The organism is Pseudomonas sp. NPDC089734, from assembly GCF_044748865.1.
Lineage (GTDB): Bacteria > Pseudomonadota > Gammaproteobacteria > Pseudomonadales > Pseudomonadaceae > Aquipseudomonas.
In genome coordinates this window covers 77,944-93,965 of sequence record NZ_JBIVGV010000009.1, presented here as the reverse complement: position 1 = coordinate 93,965, position 16,022 = coordinate 77,944, and the positions used below count along the sequence as shown (strand labels likewise).

At 59.4% G+C, this 16,022-nt stretch carries 12 protein-coding genes; 1 reads left to right on the top strand and 11 read right to left on the bottom strand.

Annotated elements, in window-relative coordinates; genetic code table 11:
* Positions 1–11: 11 nt before the first annotated feature.
* The 8 genes from ACIPY9_RS13740 to pncA form a co-directional block, all read right to left on the bottom strand.
* Entirely contained in the window at positions 12–3,053 is a 3,042-nt protein-coding gene (locus ACIPY9_RS13740) for an efflux RND transporter permease subunit (protein ID WP_400701816.1), read from the bottom strand.
* Positions 3,050–4,141, bottom strand: a complete 1,092-nt coding sequence (locus ACIPY9_RS13735) for an efflux RND transporter periplasmic adaptor subunit (RefSeq protein ID WP_400701813.1) — start codon at positions 4,139–4,141, stop codon at positions 3,050–3,052. The genes ACIPY9_RS13740 and ACIPY9_RS13735 overlap by 4 nt, the downstream gene beginning before the upstream one ends.
* A complete protein-coding gene (locus ACIPY9_RS13730; protein WP_400701810.1) occupies positions 4,138–5,334 on the bottom strand; it encodes an efflux RND transporter periplasmic adaptor subunit in 1,197 nt (398 codons plus the stop codon). The genes ACIPY9_RS13735 and ACIPY9_RS13730 overlap by 4 nt, the downstream gene beginning before the upstream one ends.
* Positions 5,335–5,432: 98 nt before the next feature.
* Positions 5,433–6,302 carry an alpha/beta fold hydrolase gene (locus tag ACIPY9_RS13725; RefSeq protein ID WP_400701807.1) on the bottom strand — a complete coding sequence of 290 codons (870 nt, stop codon included), beginning with the start codon at positions 6,300–6,302 and terminating at the stop codon, positions 5,433–5,435.
* A gap of 474 nt (positions 6,303–6,776) precedes the next feature.
* Positions 6,777–8,165 (bottom strand): sensor histidine kinase, encoded by a 1,389-nt coding sequence (locus ACIPY9_RS13720; protein ID WP_400701804.1) that lies wholly within the window; start codon positions 8,163–8,165, stop codon positions 6,777–6,779.
* Positions 8,143–8,826 (bottom strand): response regulator transcription factor, encoded by a 684-nt coding sequence (locus ACIPY9_RS13715; RefSeq protein WP_400701801.1) that lies wholly within the window; start codon positions 8,824–8,826, stop codon positions 8,143–8,145. The genes ACIPY9_RS13720 and ACIPY9_RS13715 overlap by 23 nt, the downstream gene beginning before the upstream one ends.
* Positions 8,827–8,898: 72 nt before the next feature.
* Entirely contained in the window at positions 8,899–9,798 is a 900-nt protein-coding gene (locus tag ACIPY9_RS13710) for a formate/nitrite transporter family protein (protein ID WP_400701798.1), read from the bottom strand.
* An 80-nt stretch (positions 9,799–9,878) separates the two neighbouring features.
* The gene (gene pncA, locus ACIPY9_RS13705; RefSeq protein ID WP_400701795.1) at positions 9,879–10,514 is read right to left on the bottom strand and encodes a bifunctional nicotinamidase/pyrazinamidase; all 636 of its coding nucleotides are present in this window, start codon (positions 10,512–10,514) and stop codon (positions 9,879–9,881) included.
* A gap of 195 nt (positions 10,515–10,709) precedes the next feature.
* Between pncA and ACIPY9_RS13700 the strand changes: the two genes are divergently transcribed.
* Positions 10,710–12,836 carry a TonB-dependent siderophore receptor gene (locus tag ACIPY9_RS13700; protein ID WP_400701792.1) on the top strand — a complete coding sequence of 709 codons (2,127 nt, stop codon included), beginning with the start codon at positions 10,710–10,712 and terminating at the stop codon, positions 12,834–12,836.
* Between the two features lie 44 nt (positions 12,837–12,880).
* Here the strand turns inward: ACIPY9_RS13700 and ACIPY9_RS13695 are convergent, their stop codons facing one another.
* The 3 genes from ACIPY9_RS13695 to gudD form a co-directional block, all read right to left on the bottom strand.
* A complete protein-coding gene (locus tag ACIPY9_RS13695) occupies positions 12,881–13,837 on the bottom strand; it encodes a D-2-hydroxyacid dehydrogenase family protein (RefSeq protein ID WP_400701789.1) in 957 nt (318 codons plus the stop codon).
* Positions 13,838–13,866: 29 nt separating this feature from the next.
* Positions 13,867–14,520 (bottom strand): DUF1345 domain-containing protein, encoded by a 654-nt coding sequence (locus ACIPY9_RS13690; RefSeq protein ID WP_400701786.1) that lies wholly within the window; start codon positions 14,518–14,520, stop codon positions 13,867–13,869.
* 132 nt (positions 14,521–14,652) lie between these two features.
* Positions 14,653–15,990 (bottom strand): glucarate dehydratase, encoded by a 1,338-nt coding sequence (gene gudD / locus ACIPY9_RS13685; RefSeq protein ID WP_400701783.1) that lies wholly within the window; start codon positions 15,988–15,990, stop codon positions 14,653–14,655.
* Positions 15,991–16,022: the final 32 nt, after the last annotated feature.

Below are 16,022 nucleotides of genomic sequence, written 5' to 3'. Positions count from 1 at the left end.
GCTGTTCCCGGTCAGCTTTCGGGTTCTTGAATCCGATAGCTGACCAGGTACAGGGCAGGCAGAAAGAACAGCGTCAACACGGTGGCTATCGCAATACCGCCAATCATGGCGTAAGCCATCGGTCCCCAGAAGACTTCACGCGCGATGGGGATCATCCCCAGGCTGGCCGCTGCTGCCGTCAGCAGAATCGGCCGACAACGGTGTTCGGTGGCCTGGATCACCGCCGCCCATGCGCTTTCGCCTGCGGCCATGAACTCATCGATCTGCGTCACCAGAATCACCGAGTTGCGGATGATGATGCCGATCAGCGCCAATATGCCGAGAATGGCCACAAACCCCAGTGGATAGCCTGTCATCAGCAGGGCCGCGACCACGCCGATCAAGCCAAGGGGCACGACGCTGACCACCAGCAGCAGTTTCTTCACGCTGTGCAGCTGGATCATCAGAAAGCTGGCGACCAGTAACAGCATCAACGGCACCACTTTCAGGATCGGCCCTTGCGAACGGGCGCTGGCTTCGACTGCGCCGCCGATGGCCACGGAGTAGCGCACCGGCAATTCATCCGTGAAGGCCTTGACCTGGGGTTGCAGCTGCTTGACCAGCGCTGCCGGTTGCAGATGACCGAGCACATTGGCTTTCAGGGTGATGGTGGGTAGACGGTCGCGACGCCAGACCAGTGGCTGCTCCTGTTCATAGCTCAAGGTGGCAAAGGCCATCAGTGGAACCGTAGAACCATTGGGCGTCGGAATCTGCAGGCTGCTCAGGGTTTGCAATGAGCTGCGTTCCTGGTCTTCGGCACGCCCGATCAGGTCGATCAGGTAAGTGTCATCCCGGACCTGAGTGATGCTGGTGCCGGTTACCAGGCTATTGAGGATCTGTGCCACATCTTCGGACGACAGGCCGAACTGGCGCACCTTGTCCTGAGCGATATCGATCTTGAGCACCTTGCCCGGCTCGTTCCAGTCATAGATCACCTGACCGATATTGGGGTTGGCATCCAGAATGGCGGCCAGGGCCATGGCATGACTGCGCACCTGCTCGATGTCCGGGCCGCTGACCCGATATTGCACCGGCCAGCCCACCGGCGGCCCCATGTTCAGGAGCTGGACGTAACCGCCGACTCCGACGAAATCATCGCGAAAGCGCTGGCGCAGGCGTTCGATCAGGCGGTCACGACCTTCGCCGCCACGGCTGACGATCACCAGTTGCCCGTAGAAGGGGTTATTCAACTGCTGGTCCAGTGGCAGATAGAAACGCACGGCCCCTTTGCCGACATAGGAACTCCAGCGCAGGATGTCCGGATCGTCCTTGAGCGTGGCCTCGAAACGGTCCATGGTCTGTTTCGTGCCTTCGATCGAGCCGTTCTGGGGCATGTAGATGTCCACCAGGATTTCCGGGCGATCGGAGTCCGGGAAGAACTGGTTCTGCAACAGCTTGCCGGCGAACAGCGAACCGACAAAGACCGCCGTCGTGATGCCGATCACCCACCAGCGATGCCTGAGTGCCTGCAACAGCACGCGCTGGAATGCACGCATCCAGGTGCCGGTATGGGCGTGATGGCTCTGGGGCTTTTTCAGGATGTAAATGCCGATCAAGGGCGCGAACAGCACGGCCACCAGCCATGACAGCAGCAGCGCGACAGCGATCACGGCAAACATGGTGAAGACGTATTCCCCCGCCGAGCTGGAGTTCAGGCCAATGGGCACGAAACCGGCCACGGTCACCAGTGTGCCGGTGAGCATCGGAAAGGCGGTCGAGGTGTAGGCAAAGGTCGCGGCCTGTTGCAGGGAGTCGCCACCTTCAAGCCGGGTGACCATCATCTCCACGGTGATCATGGCGTCATCCACCAGCAGACCCAGGGCAATGATCAGGGCGCCGAGGGAGATGCGCTGCATGGTGATGCCGCTGTACTCCATGAAGACAAACACCAGTGCCAGCACCAGTGGAATCGAACAGGCCACCACAAGGCCGGCGCGGATGCCCAGGCTGATGAAGCTCACCACCAGCACGATCAGTATGGCCTCGAACAGGGCGTGGGTGAAACCGCCGATGGCCTTATCCACCACATCGGCCTGGCTGGACACCAGGTGCACATCGATACCCAGCGGCAGTTCGCCGGTCAGTTCATCGATACGCTGCTGCAACCGGGAGCCGAACTCTTGAATGTTGCCGCCTTGCTTCATGGCCACGGCAAGGCCGATGGCAGGCTGGCCGTTGAAGCGAAACAGGGAGGAGGGCGGATCGGCATAACGCCGCTCCACGGTGGCCAGATCGCTCAGGCGAAAGAAACGGTCGCCAAAGCGCAGGTTCACCGCCAGCAGATCCTGTTCGTTGGTGAACTGGCCGCTGGTACGCACGGCGATGCGTTCCGGGCCGGCTTCCATGACGCCCGCCGGTGTGACGGCGTTCTGTGCCTGCAGGCTTTGCAGCACCTGACGCTGGTCGATACCCAGGGCCGCCAGCTTGCGGATGGAGAAGTTCAGGTAGATGACTTCGCGCTGGGCGCCGAGCAGTTCGATCTTGCCCAGGTTCGGCACGCTGCGGATATCCGCCCGGACCTGCTCCACATAATCGCGCAACTGGCGGAACGACAGACCATCGGCGGTAAAGGCATAGATGCTGCCGAATACATCACCGAACTCGTCATTGAACGCAGGCCCTTGAATACCGCTGGGCAGTTCGCCACGAACGTCCATGATCTTCTTGCGGACCTGATACCACGCAGCCGGAATGTCGGCGCTGCGGGTTTCACTCTTGAGGAACACGAAAATCGTCGATTCACCGGCCAGCGTGTAGCTTTTCACGTAGTCCAGGGCATCGATTTCTTCGAGCTTCTTCTCCAGCCGGTCGGTCACTTGTTGCAAGGTGTCGGGCAGGGTCGCCCCCGGCCAGCGAGCCTGGATGACCATGGTCTTGATGGCGAAAGACGGGTCTTCCTCGCGCCCCAGGTTCAGGAACGACCAGCTTCCCATCAGCAGTGAAACGAACATCATGTACCAGACCAGCGTGCGATGCTTGAGCCCCCAGGCAGACAGATTGAAGCGCTCTCTCACAAACTGACCTCTCGTTCGACGCGGATTTTCTGACCGGGCCTCAGGCTGTTCACACCTGCGGTCACCACCTTGTCGCCATCATTCAGCTCGCCGCTGACGCGCACGGACGAGCCATGCCGGGCCAGCACGTGTACGGTGCGAGGGTTCAAGGTTGCGGTGAGCGGGTCGATGACCCAGACCTGAGCCTGCCCGTCCTGTTCCTGCAAGGCGGTATCGGGCAGTTCGCGGAAAGTCGGCACAGTGCTGCTGATTTCAACGCTGACGGTCGAGCCGAGACGAAAGCTGTCCGGGATCTGTTGCAAGGCCAGGCGCACACGCTGCGTGCGGGTGGTGGCATCGATCTGTGGCGACAGCAGGCGGACCTGAGCGGGCACGGACACCTGCTCGTTCAGCTGGGACACCACCTTGATCTGCATCCCCTGATTCAGAGCGGCAGCCAGTTCGACCGGCAGATCCACCACAGCCTCGCGGCTTTCCGGGCGGGCCAGGCTGACAACGGCATGGCCGGTGACCATCACCTGGCCGACTTCGGCATGCCAGTCAGTGACCACACCGTCGAATTCGGCCAGCAGGCGCGTGTAGGACAGGTGATCGCTGGCCTGCTCGGCGGCCAGGCGGGCTTGATGCAGAATGGCTTCCTGACTGCGCAGGTCGCTGCTCAGCCTGTCCAGATGAGCACGTGAGCCGACGCCTCGCTCGAACAACTGCTGGTAACGCAGTTGTTCATCGCGCAGTTGTTGCCATGAAGCCTGAGCTTTGCCTTGTTCGGCCTGTCGGGCGCGCAACCGATTCTGCTGGTCGCTGGGCTCGAGGGTGGCCAGAAGATCGCCCTTGTGTACCAGTTGCCCGATCTCGGCGTGCCGGGTTGCGATGCGTCCGGCGATGCGAAACCCCATGGCCACTTCATATTGCGGCTGGATACTGCCGGCAAAACGGCCATGCACATCACGACGTTGATCGACGATTTCGGTGAACAGCACCGGCCGTTCGACGGCTTCGCGAACCGGCTTGTCGCGACACCCCGAGAGAAACATGAGAACTACGCAAAACAGCCACAGTTGTATGCAGGTTTTTACCGTCAGGCTCATAGTGTTTTTTCCGATGACAAGGCGGAAGCCGATGCGCTGTCAGTGCGTTCAGCGACATCGACCTTTTGCCCCGGATAGAGGAACTGAGCACCTTTGGAAACCACTCTGTCGCCATCCGACAGGCCGGATGCAATGACCACTTGCCCCTGTTCGTAGCGCAGCACTTGTACCCTGGCCAGCCTGACCTGTGACTTGTCGTCCAGCAGCCAGACGGCAGGCTGCCCGTGGGTACGGCTCAAGGCGGACCAGGGGAGGGTGAATGCCCGTTGCGAATGGGTCATGAGTCGTGCACTGACGACGGTTCCCAGTGCCAGCGTGGTGGCGGTATCCGGCAGCGAGACGCGCACCCGCAACGTGCCGCTGGACGCGGACACGATGGGGGTGATTTCGCGGATCGTGCCGGGAATTTCCATGTCGGGCAGGCCTAGCGTCCTGACCAGCACAGTGCCACCGGGCTGATCGGAGCTCAGCAAGGATTCATACGCGGCGAATACCGCTTCGCGCTCGCCGTCGTGAGCCAGGCTGAAAACAGGCGTGGCAGCCTGTACCACCTGGCCTTCTTCGGCGTGGCGGGCCGTGATGACCCCGTCGGCCACCGCAACCAGTTCGGTATAACCGACCTGGTCACGGGCGTTGGCCTGTTGGGCCTTCAGTGAGGCCAGATCCCCGCGGGCACTCTCCAGAGCGGAGCGCGCCTGCTGGTATTCACTGAGGTTGGTGTAGCCTTTGGGCAGTAATGTCTGCTGACGCTGATAGTTGTTTTGTGCAAGGCGTAACCGTGATTCCCGGGCTGCCACTTCGGCATTGGCCGACTCGAGGTCGGTCTTTTGTTCTCTGGGGTCCAGTCTGGCAAGTACCTGATTGGCCCGTACCCGATCCCCCACATCCACGAACCGCTCCACCAGCTTGCCCGACACGCGAAAGGCCTGATCGGTCACTTTGCGTGCCTGGATATCGCCTGTCAGGACCACGCTGGTCGTGACATCGCTGGAGGCCACTTGCTGGACTGCCACGCGGACCCGTGCCTTTTCCGCCGGGTTTCCGGCCGAGCACGCACTGATCGAAAGCGCCAGAACGCAATGCAGCCCCAAGGCCAGCCAGGGCTGGCTTAGAGGTGACCCGGGATGTGAGGGTCGGTCTTTTCCGGTAACACGGCAAAACGAACGCAAGAGAGTTGCAGAAGAAATAGTCATCAACAAAACAGCCACTGCTCGATGGAATAAGCCAACACCCGTGAATCACGGCGTCATGCTGAAAGCCTTGCGGTCATTCAGGCATCGATTCGAGAGTGTCAGGCCATCGCCGTCGCGTCGGGCCATACCGGCTGGCTTTGGGTTTCCTCGGTGCCGAAGAACTCCAGCACATTCTTTTGCGACGTCAGCCAGGCGGCCTTGCTTTCCAGGTCCAGGAAGTGCCCGGCATCGGGAACTACCTTGAAGCTGCTTTGAGCAATGTAGTTGGAGAAACTACGGGCATCTTCGACCGTCGTGTATTCATCTTTCTCGCCATTGATGAAGAGCACCGGAATCTTGATCGAGGCAAAACGCTCGACATAGTTACTGGCGCTTAGTTTGCGGATCTGACTGATGTGAAAGTCGATCTGGGCATATTCATGTTCGGCAAGACTGATCAGGTGCTTGTAGTTATAGAGCTTGAACAGCCGGGGCAGATACTTGCCGACGGTGTCGTTGAGCAGAGAGCCGATTTTCCGTTTTTCGCGGGCGGCCAGGTAGACCTGCGCCTTGTCGATGTAGTCGAGCATCGGTTCGTTGAGGACGGGAGAGAAGGAGGAAATGATCGCCTTTTCTACCGACGGCGGCGTCTCTGACAGGGCCAGAAGTGCCGATACACCGCCCCACGAGACCGAGATCAGGTAATTGACCTGGAAGCGGTCGATCAGTTGCAGCAGGATTTTGACCTCGTCTTCCTTGGTCACGATCATGTCGTCGGGGTTGTGATCCCGGGACTGTCCGGCAAAGGGAAGATCAAATAACACGAGGTTGTAGTGCGGTTGTAGATATTTGACCGTTTGCCCGAAAGAGCCAGTAGTGGACAGTGCACCATTGATCAGCAAAATGGTTTTTGCTGCACTGCTTTTCCAATAGGTTTCGGTGTAAAGCTTGAACTCTCCAACGCTGATAATCTTTGATTGTGCGCCCATAACAGCCTCCCAGGCTAAGTCGATCCTACTAAGTCAATACGGTTTCTCTGCTTTAGCGGCCATGCCAAAGCCTCGCCTGGTTAGTGGCGAAATCCATTGAGTTTTTATTGTTATAAGGTGCAACAAGAACGTGAATCACGGTGACTAGTGATAACGCAGAGTGGCCCGGACCGACAAGTAGCTGACGCCATAAAAATGCCGAAACGGGCCGTGCCTCCCTTCAGAGGTGAAAACCCGGAAATGATGGCAAAGAGATGTTATTCGGTGAAAAGCAGCGTATCGAGCGTGAAAATTCCGTTAAAGGAGGGAACTCGTGCTTGCTGAAACGGTCCATCACTCTCTATTTTTGAAATATATTGTTACAAATTAGCGCTTGTAATCATGCGCCAGATTTATAGCGAAGTGCTATCAAATACGGGTTAGCCGTTTTATCTCCGTCAAAATGCAGGCAATAAACCCTGTTGCGAGAATGGTTTATACCAGCGTATTCACGTGTTGGCATTCCAGCACAAGGCTCGCGCCTCCATAGGTGCTGGTGCCGATGTGCAGGCTGAAGCCATGCAGATTGACGATAGCGGCAACCACCGACAGGCCAAGGCCGAAACCGCTTTGCTGGTTGCCGTCTTCGCAGCGATAGAAGCGCTGGAACACCGCTTCGCGTTCGGAGGGCGGAATGCCGGGTCCAGAGTCCTGAACCGCGATACATGGGCTGTTGCCATCGACATAGGCGCTGATCAGCACCGTGCCGCCCGGCGGCGTGAATTTGATTGCATTGCTCAACAGGTTGGCCAGTGCCTCGAACAGCAGGGCGCGATCCCCGATCAGTGTCGGCAAGGGGTCGTCGAGTTGCAGCATCAGAAGCACTTGATCTTCTTCTGCAAGTGGCAGGTAAAAGTCGTGAAGTTCCTGCAGAAGCGGGCGCAGGTCCAGCTCAACGAATGCCGAGCGTCTCTGATGATCCTCTATCTCTGAAATGCGCAGAAGTCCGCGAAAACGTGCCATCAGCGTATCGGCCTCGGCAATGACCTGGGCCATCTGTGTCGAGTGTGCCGAATCGTCCGATTGTTGCTGGATACGGTAGAGCTGGGCGCGCAGGCGCGTCAGCGGGGTGCGCAGGTCGTGGGCGATGTTGTCGCAGACACCCTTGACCTCGTTCATCAGTTTCTCGATACGGTCGAGCATGGCGTTGACGATGACTGCCAGCATGTCCAGCTCATCGCGTCGGCTGGACACCGGCAGACGCCCCGACATGTCACCGGCAATGATCGATTCGGCACTGGCCTGTATGGCGCGGATACGACGCAGCGGGCGACGGCGCAACAAGTGCCAGCCCGCCACGCCGGGAATGATGGTCAGGGAGATTCCCCACAGCAAGGCCTTGAGAATCAAGGTCGAGACCGCGAACAGGGAACCGTTGTCGCGCACCAGTACCAGCCAGCGGCCATCGGTGGTTCTGGTTGCGATGGCATCGCAGCTGTCGCTGGGCAGTTCCGGGTCGTTGGAGTCGATGCAATTGTTCAACTGATGGATGCGCCCGTCGAGGGGCAGGCTGGACGGTATGCGATTGATCGGTCCGGCCAGTGGCGACAGGTTTTCGTCGAACAGGCCGTAGGCATCCACGGAGCGCATGTCGAATGTCATGCTGGTGGCCAGTGCGTCGACCAGCTCATGCCCCTCGAAGCGTGAAAACAGTTGCTGGCGCTGCATCAGCGAGTGGCGGGCGAGGTTGCCCAGATAGGACGTGACCTCCCAATACAGTACCCCCAGCAGAATGCCGCTCCAGGCCACGAACAGGAAACTGTACAGCGCCAGCAGGCGACTGCTTGACGAACGCCAGCCTTTAGACGGGTTCGGTAATGACATAACCCGAGCCCCGAACGGTCTGGATCAGCGGCGCGTTGCCGGGCGGGTCGATCTTTTTGCGCAGGCGGCCGATATGCACGTCGATCAGGTTGGTGCCGGGATCGAAGTGATAACCCCAGACTTCCTGGAAAATCATCATCCGGGTAATGATCTGCCCGCTGTTGCGCATGAGAAATTCCAGCAGCTTGTACTCGGTGGGCAGCAGGGTCAGCGGTTTGCCGCCCCGGCAGGCTTCGCGGCTGATCAGGTTCAGCTCCAGGTCGGCAACCTGCAACACGGTTTTTGCGGCTGTCACGGGGTTGCTGCGGCGCAACAACACCTCGACCCGCGCCGCCATTTCATCGGAGGCAAAGGGTTTGGGCAGGTAGTCATCGCCCCCGGCACGCAGGCCGCGCACGCGTTCGTCTACGTCGGACAAGGCACTGATCATCAGGATGGGCGTTGAAATACCCTGTGCCCGAAGGTGGGTGACAATGCTCAAGCCATCCATCTCCGGCAGCATGCGGTCCAGGGTGATGAGGTCGTAATCACCGCTGGCAGCCCGTGCAAGTCCGTCGCGACCGTTATCGACCCAGTCCACTTCAAGGCCGTGGCTGCTGAGTTCCGCAACTATTTCCTTTGCGGTGATGGCGTCGTCTTCGATTGCCAGGATTCGGGTCATGGTCTTTGCCTGAACAGGTACGGAAAAGCCGTATTTTGCCTATTAATACCAGCGTGTTTTCTGAATAAAAGTTTAAGAAGCCTTTTGTGCGGCCCGGACCCTGGCCTCTTTTTCCTTTCGGTCCCGTTCCAGTCTGGCAGTCATGTCTCTTTCGCTGCGGATCTGCGCATGGCTGATCAGCGCGAAGATGAAACTGCCGCCGATGATATTACCCGCCAGGGTGGGGCCTGCGAATATCAGCCAGAAATCTTTCCAGGCCAGCTCACTGGCGAACACCAGATAGGACACCTCGGCGGAGCCGACGACGATATGGGTGAAATCACCCAGCGCCATCAGGTAAGTGATCATCACAATGATCGCTATCCTGGCGCTTTCCATGGACGCGATCATCCAGACCATGGTCGCAATCATCCAGCCGGACACGATGCCCTTGGAAAACATCTGGTTGACGTCGTTCTCCATGATCTTGCGGCCGATTTCCAGAAACGCCTGATCGGTCTTGCCATCGAAGATCGGCAGATGAAGCATCACATAGGTCACCAGCAGGGTGCCCGCCAGATTGCCCAGCAGCACAATGCTCCACAGACGAAGGAGCCGTGCGATGTTGCCCAGGGTCAGTTTGCTCATGACCGGCAATACGGCTGTGAGGGTGTTTTCGGTAAAGAGTTGCTGGCGAGCCAGAATCACTGCCAGAAACCCTGCCGAGTAACCGAGGCTGGCGATGACATGGCTGGCTTCGACATCCGCCAGCCGGGACTTGAAAAGCCCCATGGCCATCAGCGACAGGCCCATGGTCAGGCCGGCCGCCAGCGCCGACCACCACAGTGCGGCGGCGCTACGTTCCAGTTCGTGATCGCCCTGGATGCGGATGGTTTCATGGAGGACCGCCGCGCGGGGCGGCTGGTTCTCATCGATTTCTCGTTCTTCTTCGGCCGACAGGCCTGGGGTCTTGCCGTCTGGGGTCTGATCCATGGAACTGAACTTCCTGAGCAGGGGGCTGCTGGTTCAGACACGGGCCGACGGGCGTCGTTCGCTGCGTTCTGCACAAGGGCTCAGGGAACGATCAGGTCCTCGCTCTGCATCCGGCCGACCCCGCAGGCGAGCATGGTTTTCCAGGCGTTTTCCAGGGAACCGTTCATGTCGATGGCGCGGCAGGCATCTTCGATGACATACGTCGTGAAGCCGGCCTTGCGGGCGTCCTGGGCCGTCCATGACACGCAGAAGTCCAGCGCCAGGCCGGCCACGAACACGGTGTCGATACCGCGCTCTTTCAAGTACCCGGTCAGCCCCGTTGCGGTTGTGCGATCGGCTTCCAGAAAGGCGGAGTAGCTATCGATATGCGCGTTGCACCCTTTGCGCAGGATCAGTTGCGCGTGGGGCAAGTCCAGGTCCTCATGCAGCCGGGCACCGTGACTGCCCTGGATGCAATGATCCGGCCACAGTGTCTGAGGGCCATAGGGCAGGGTGATGCTCTCGAAGGGTTTGTAACCGGGATGGCTGCTGGCAAAGGAGATATGGCCGGCCGGGTGCCAGTCCTGAGTGACGATGACCTGAGTGAAGTGCGTGCCCAGGCGGTTTATCAAGGGTGGCAAGGTGTCGCCATCGGCGACTGCCAGTGCACCACCGGGCATGAAGTCATATTGCATGTCGATGACCAGCAGGGCGCAATTGGGGGCGGAAAGAGGCATTGAAGTTCCTGAATCAGATGATCATGCAGGTTGCCATTTTGCCCGGTTATCGAGGCCTTTGCGAAAGACTTGAGTCGTCCGTTTTTATTTGTTGTGAATTTGTATCAACTCCTAATGAGAATCTGTACTATTCGCGCAAAAAAAACCTGCCAGGTCCCATGAAGGCTTGGTATCTCGCCAAGGAAATACACGTTGATGCGTCGTACTTTAGTTTCTCTTTGCGTTATTCAGGCAATCAGCCAGGCTGCCTGGGCTGATTCCGTCACTGCCGATAAACCGTCGATAGAGCTGCAGAATATCGACATCCAGGGGACTGCCGACACCGAGCAGGCGACAGGCCCCGTCCAGGGCTACCGTGCGACCCGTTCGGCCAGTGCAACCCGCACCGACACGTCTTTGCATGAAACGCCGCAGTCGGTCAGCGTTGTTACCCGCGAAGCGGTGGAAGACATCGGCGCGACACGTCTGCAGGAGGCGCTGGACTACGCTGGCGGCGTGGGTCGTGCCAACAACTTCGGTGCCCAGGGCCTGACGACCTTCACCGTGCGTGGTTTCACCACCGGCGAGTTCTACCGCAATGGCTTCCCGATCAACCGCGGCTATCCAAGCATGCCCGATGCCAACACCATCGAGCGTCTTGAAGTCCTGCGTGGCCCGGCGACCACTCTGTATGGTCGTGGCGATCCCGGTGGTACCTTCAACGTGGTTTCCAAACAGCCTCTGGCTGAAAGAACCGTCACCCTGGGCAGCCAGATCAACGATCAGGGCATGAAGCGCGGCACCCTGGATGCTTCCGGCCCGCTGGATGATGAAGGCCGTTTTGCCTATCGCCTGAATGTCGTGGGCGAGGGTGGCGATACCTTCCGTGATCACGTCGAAACCGAGCGCTACGGTGTGGCCCCGGTTCTGAGCTGGCAGGTCAACGATGCCACCCGCATCATTTTCGAGGGCGATTTCATGCGTAACAACGCGCCCCTCGACCGTGGCCTGACACGCTATACCAACCAAACGCGCACGGCGTCCCGGGATTCGTTCTTTGGCGAGAAGGATGCGGGCAAGCTGCATACCGATACCAGCATGGCGCAGTTGCGTTTCGAGCATGATCTCAACGACAACTGGAAACTGGGCGGTGGCTTCCAGCTGCTCGACGGCACCATGCAGGGTGATGCGGTCGAGGCCAACGGCATGAACGCCGATGGCCGCACGCTGGCGCGTAACTATAACTACCGCAAGCTGGAGTGGACCGACCGCGACTGGCAGTTCAACGTGACGGGCAACTTCACGGCTGGCGGCTTCGAGCACACCTTGCTGGCAGGCGTGGAATATGAGGATTACGACTATAAATCCATCATTCAGCGTTCTGCCGCAGGCCTGAGCGCCTACACCATCGACATCTACGATCCCGTCTATGGCCAGGCTCGTCCGGCGCTGACCCGCACCACGACCCATGACAAGGAAAACCTCAAGACCTACGCGGCGTTCCTGCAGGATCAGGTGGCTCTGACCGAGCGTCTGAAATTGCTGGCCGGTGCCCGTTTCGAGCGTTTCGAGCACGACTACGATTCTTACCTTTCCACCACCGAAGACTTCACCCAAAGCGACAACGCCGTCACTCCGCGTCTGGGTCTGACCTACGACCTGACCGACACGGTTGCGGTCTATGCCAACACAGCGCGCTCCTTCAAGCCAAACAGTGGCGCGAGCCGTCAGGGCGGTGGTTTCAAGGCCGAGGAAGGCAAGTCCTATGAAGTTGGTGCAAAGTGGGAAGCGCTTGAGCGCAAGTTGAGCGTCGATGCTGCTGTCTATCAAATCGACAAGAAAAACGTCCTGACGACCGATCCGGTCGACGACGCATTCAGCGTGGCGGCGGGTGAGGTGCGCAGCCGTGGTTTCGACCTGAACGTGGTGGGCAACCTGACGCCCGAATGGCGTCTGATGGGTAACTATGCCTATGTGGATGCCGAAGTCACCAAGGACAACTCGTTGCGCAAGGGGACTCGTCTGGCGAACATTCCGGAGCAGAGCTTCAGCCTGTTGAACGTCTATGAGTTCCAGGATGGAGCCCTGAGAGGTCTGGGTATTGGCGCGGGTGGCCGTTATGTGGCGCAGCGTGAAGGACGCAATGCCAATCCGTCGTTCGACATGGACAGCTACACGGTTTACGACCTGCTGTCCTACTACAAGGTCAACGAGCACCTGAAGCTCAATCTGGATGTGAAAAACCTCTTCGACAAGGAGTTTGAAGAAGGGGCGTGGGGCAATGCCTTTGCCTACCCTGGTGCGCCTCGCACTGTTCAGGTCGGCTTCTCCTATACCTTATAAGGTGTGAGGTCTTCGCGAGCTTGCTCGCGAAGACCGCTCTCCTGTCAGGCAAGCACTCGAATTGGCGAGCCCGCATGCCAGGCCTGAATATCTTCGATCATCTGACTGAAGAAGGTCCGGTAGTTGTTTTCGGTGACATAACCGATATGCGGAGTCGCCAGGACGTTATCCAGCTGGCGGAATGGATGTTCGGTCGGCAGCGGTTCGACATCGAAGACGTCCAGTGCCGCGCCGGCAATCCTGCGTTGTTGCAAGGCATCGATCAGTGCGGCTTCATCAATGATGGGCCCGCGTGACGAGTTGACGAGATAAGCCCCCGGTTTCATCCAGCCCAGAGCCTCGGCATCCACCAGCCCGCGGCTGCGGTCACTGAGCACCAGATGGATCGACAGCACATCGGCCTGCTCGAACAGTTCCTGTTTGCTGACATAGGTAACGCCTGCTTCGGCGGCGGCCTCGGCTGTCAGGTTCTGGCTCCAGGCAATCACCTTCATGCCGAACGCCTGACCATAACGGGCAATCCACTTGCCGATACTCCCCAGTCCCAGAATGCCCAGTGTCTTGCCATGCAGGTCACTGCCCAGGCCGACCTGCCACTTGCCTGCGCGCAATGAGTTGGCTTCCGCGACCAGGTTGCGGGTGATGCCCATGATCAGTGCCCAGGTCAGTTCCGGTGCTGCGTGTTTGTAGCTTTCGGTGCCGCATACTTCGATGCCCAGCCGTTTTGCGGCCTTGATGTCGATGGCCGCGTTGCGCATGCCGCCGGTTACCAGCAGCTTGAGGCGTGGCAACTGGCTGAGCAGTGCCTCATCGAACAGGGTGCGTTCGCGCATCACGCAAATGACCTCGAAGCCTTGCAGGCGCTGGACCATGGTCGCGGTGTCGGCCGGAAAGTCGTGCAGAAAGCTGACGTGGCCGACCGGGGCCAGCACTGACCAGTCCACGACATCGCGAGCAACGTTCTGCCAGTCATCGAGCACTGCAATCTGTGTCTGTGTCATGAAGCAGGTGTCCTTCAAGGGAGGTGGTTTCAGTCGAACAGGCTGGCGGCAATATTGATGCAGAAGCCCAGAATGGCCGTATTGAAGACAAAGCAGATCAGGCACTGGGCCAATACAATCTTGCGCATGTCCCGGGTCATCACCCCCACGTCCGAAGTCTGCACGGCCACGCTGAGGGTGAACGAAAAGTACAGGAAATCCCAGTAGTCAGGTGCTCTCTCGCCATCGGCAAATTGCAGGGCGGTGTGTTTGCCTTTCCATGTATAGAACAGGCGGGCGTAATGCAGGCTGAACACCACTCCGATCATCAGCCAGGAGCCTGCGATGGTCAGGCCGGTAAAGGCGTAGTGCAGCAGCCGCGCTTCGCTCGTCATGCCCCGGGTGCCGGCCAGTTCCAGAACAATGGCCGCCAGACTCGCCAGAGCGGCAATGCAGACGGTCAGCAAGACCAGACCGGCATTTTCGTCCTCGATCACGGCGATTCTCTTGACATCATCGGCGTGGCTGCGAAGGGTGCGGGTGAAGATCAGGATCAGGTAAAACCACACGCCAAGGTTCCAGCCGATCAGGCATTGGCTGGTCAGGGTGGTGTCTGGATATAAGAAGGCAGAAGCGGTGCCGCCAGCCAGGCCCAGTAACGTGGCCAGACTCAGGCGTGGGTGAGTGCGAGCGATATGGAGCATGGCGGCCCGTCGCGACAAGTGGTGCACACACCTTAGCACGTCATTGACGGGGCTAAAAAAACGGCGCGTAAGGGGGTTACGCGCCGGTTGCCAGGGGGAGGTGGCAAGTTCGTTGAGCGGGAGGGCAGGAGGTCAACGCACCAGACAAGGCTGCTTGTTGTTGAACTCCCAGTTCGGGATCAGGAACTGCATGGCGACCGCATCGTTGCGTGCGCCCAGGCCCATGCCTTTGTACAGTTCGTGGGCCTTGTTGAGCTGGTCCATGTCCAGTTCGATGCCCAGCCCCGGCTTTTTCGGAACCTGGACGTGCCCGCCGATGATCTGCAGCGGTGCCTTGGTCAGACGCTGGCCGTCCTGCCAGATCCAGTGGGTATCGATGGCGGTGATATCGCCCGGTGCCGCAGCGGCGACATGGGTAAACATCGCCAGAGAGATATCGAAGTGGTTATTGGAGTGCGAGCCCCAGGTCAGGCCCCACTCGTTGCACATCTGGGCGACACGTACCGAACCCTGCATGGTCCAGAAGTGCGGGTCGGCCAGCGGGATGTCCACCGATTGCAACTGGATGGCATGGCCCATTTCGCGCCAGTCGGTGGCGATCATGTTGGTGGCGGTCTTCAGGCCGGTGGCGCGACGGAACTCGGCCATGACTTCGCGACCGGAGAAGCCGTTTTCGGCACCGCACGGGTCTTCGGCATAGGCCAGCACATGATGCTGGTCGCGGCACAGGCGAATGGCTTCCTTGAGTGACCAGGCACCGTTCGGGTCCAGGGTAATGCGCGCATCGGGGAAACGCTCGGCCAGAGCGGTCACGGCTTCGATTTCCTCATCGCCGCGCAGCACGCCGCCCTTGAGTTTGAAATCCTGGAAGCCGTAACGGCTGTGAGCCGCTTCGGCCAGGCGCACCACGGCTTCGGGAGTCAGGGCCTTCTCGTGGCGAACCCGGAACCAGTCGTTATCGGCGTCCGGTTCGCGGCGGTAAGGCAGATCGGTCTTGTGCTGATCGCCGACATAAAACAGGTAGCCCAGCATTTCCACCTGATCGCGCTGCTGGCCTTCACCCAGCAAGGCTGCCACCGGCACTTCCAGATGCTGGCCGAGCAGGTCGAGCAGGGCGGCTTCCAGCGCCGTTACGGCATGGATGGTGATGCGCAGGTCGAAGGTCTGCTGGCCGCGGCCCCCGGCGTCGCGCTCGGCAAAGGTCTGGCGCACATTGTTGAGGATCTTCTGGTAGGTGCCGATGCTGCTGCCGACCACGAGGGAGCGGGCGTCTTCCAGGGTCTGGCGAATGCGCTCGCCGCCGGGGACTTCGCCCACGCCGGTGTTACCGGCGTTGTCCTTGAGAATCACGATGTTACGGGTGAAGTACGGGCCGTGGGCGCCGCTGAGGTTGAGCAGCATGTCATCGTGGCCGGCGACCGGTACGACTTGCAGGCTGGTGATGATTGGCGTCTTGTTCTGAGCGTTCATGAAATGATCCTTTGGCAATGCGTGTCTGGGCG

What these genes read in the sequence shown, in the direction of transcription:
- ACIPY9_RS13715 (WP_400701801.1), bottom strand. Translation starts at nt 8,826, where the DNA reads ATGACCCGAATCCTGGCAATCGAAGACGACGCCATCACCGCAAAGGAA.
- ACIPY9_RS13700 (WP_400701792.1), top strand. Translation starts at nt 10,710, where the DNA reads ATGCGTCGTACTTTAGTTTCTCTTTGCGTTATTCAGGCAATCAGCCAG.
- pncA (WP_400701795.1), bottom strand. Translation starts at nt 10,514, where the DNA reads ATGCCTCTTTCCGCCCCCAATTGCGCCCTGCTGGTCATCGACATGCAA.
- ACIPY9_RS13735 (WP_400701813.1), bottom strand. Translation starts at nt 4,141, where the DNA reads ATGAGCCTGACGGTAAAAACCTGCATACAACTGTGGCTGTTTTGCGTA.
- ACIPY9_RS13710 (WP_400701798.1), bottom strand. Translation starts at nt 9,798, where the DNA reads ATGGATCAGACCCCAGACGGCAAGACCCCAGGCCTGTCGGCCGAAGAA.
- ACIPY9_RS13720 (WP_400701804.1), bottom strand. Translation starts at nt 8,165, where the DNA reads ATGTCATTACCGAACCCGTCTAAAGGCTGGCGTTCGTCAAGCAGTCGC.
- ACIPY9_RS13690 (WP_400701786.1), bottom strand. Translation starts at nt 14,520, where the DNA reads ATGCTCCATATCGCTCGCACTCACCCACGCCTGAGTCTGGCCACGTTA.
- ACIPY9_RS13695 (WP_400701789.1), bottom strand. Translation starts at nt 13,837, where the DNA reads ATGACACAGACACAGATTGCAGTGCTCGATGACTGGCAGAACGTTGCT.
- ACIPY9_RS13730 (WP_400701810.1), bottom strand. Translation starts at nt 5,334, where the DNA reads ATGACTATTTCTTCTGCAACTCTCTTGCGTTCGTTTTGCCGTGTTACC.
- gudD (WP_400701783.1), bottom strand. Translation starts at nt 15,990, where the DNA reads ATGAACGCTCAGAACAAGACGCCAATCATCACCAGCCTGCAAGTCGTA.
- ACIPY9_RS13725 (WP_400701807.1), bottom strand. Translation starts at nt 6,302, where the DNA reads ATGGGCGCACAATCAAAGATTATCAGCGTTGGAGAGTTCAAGCTTTAC.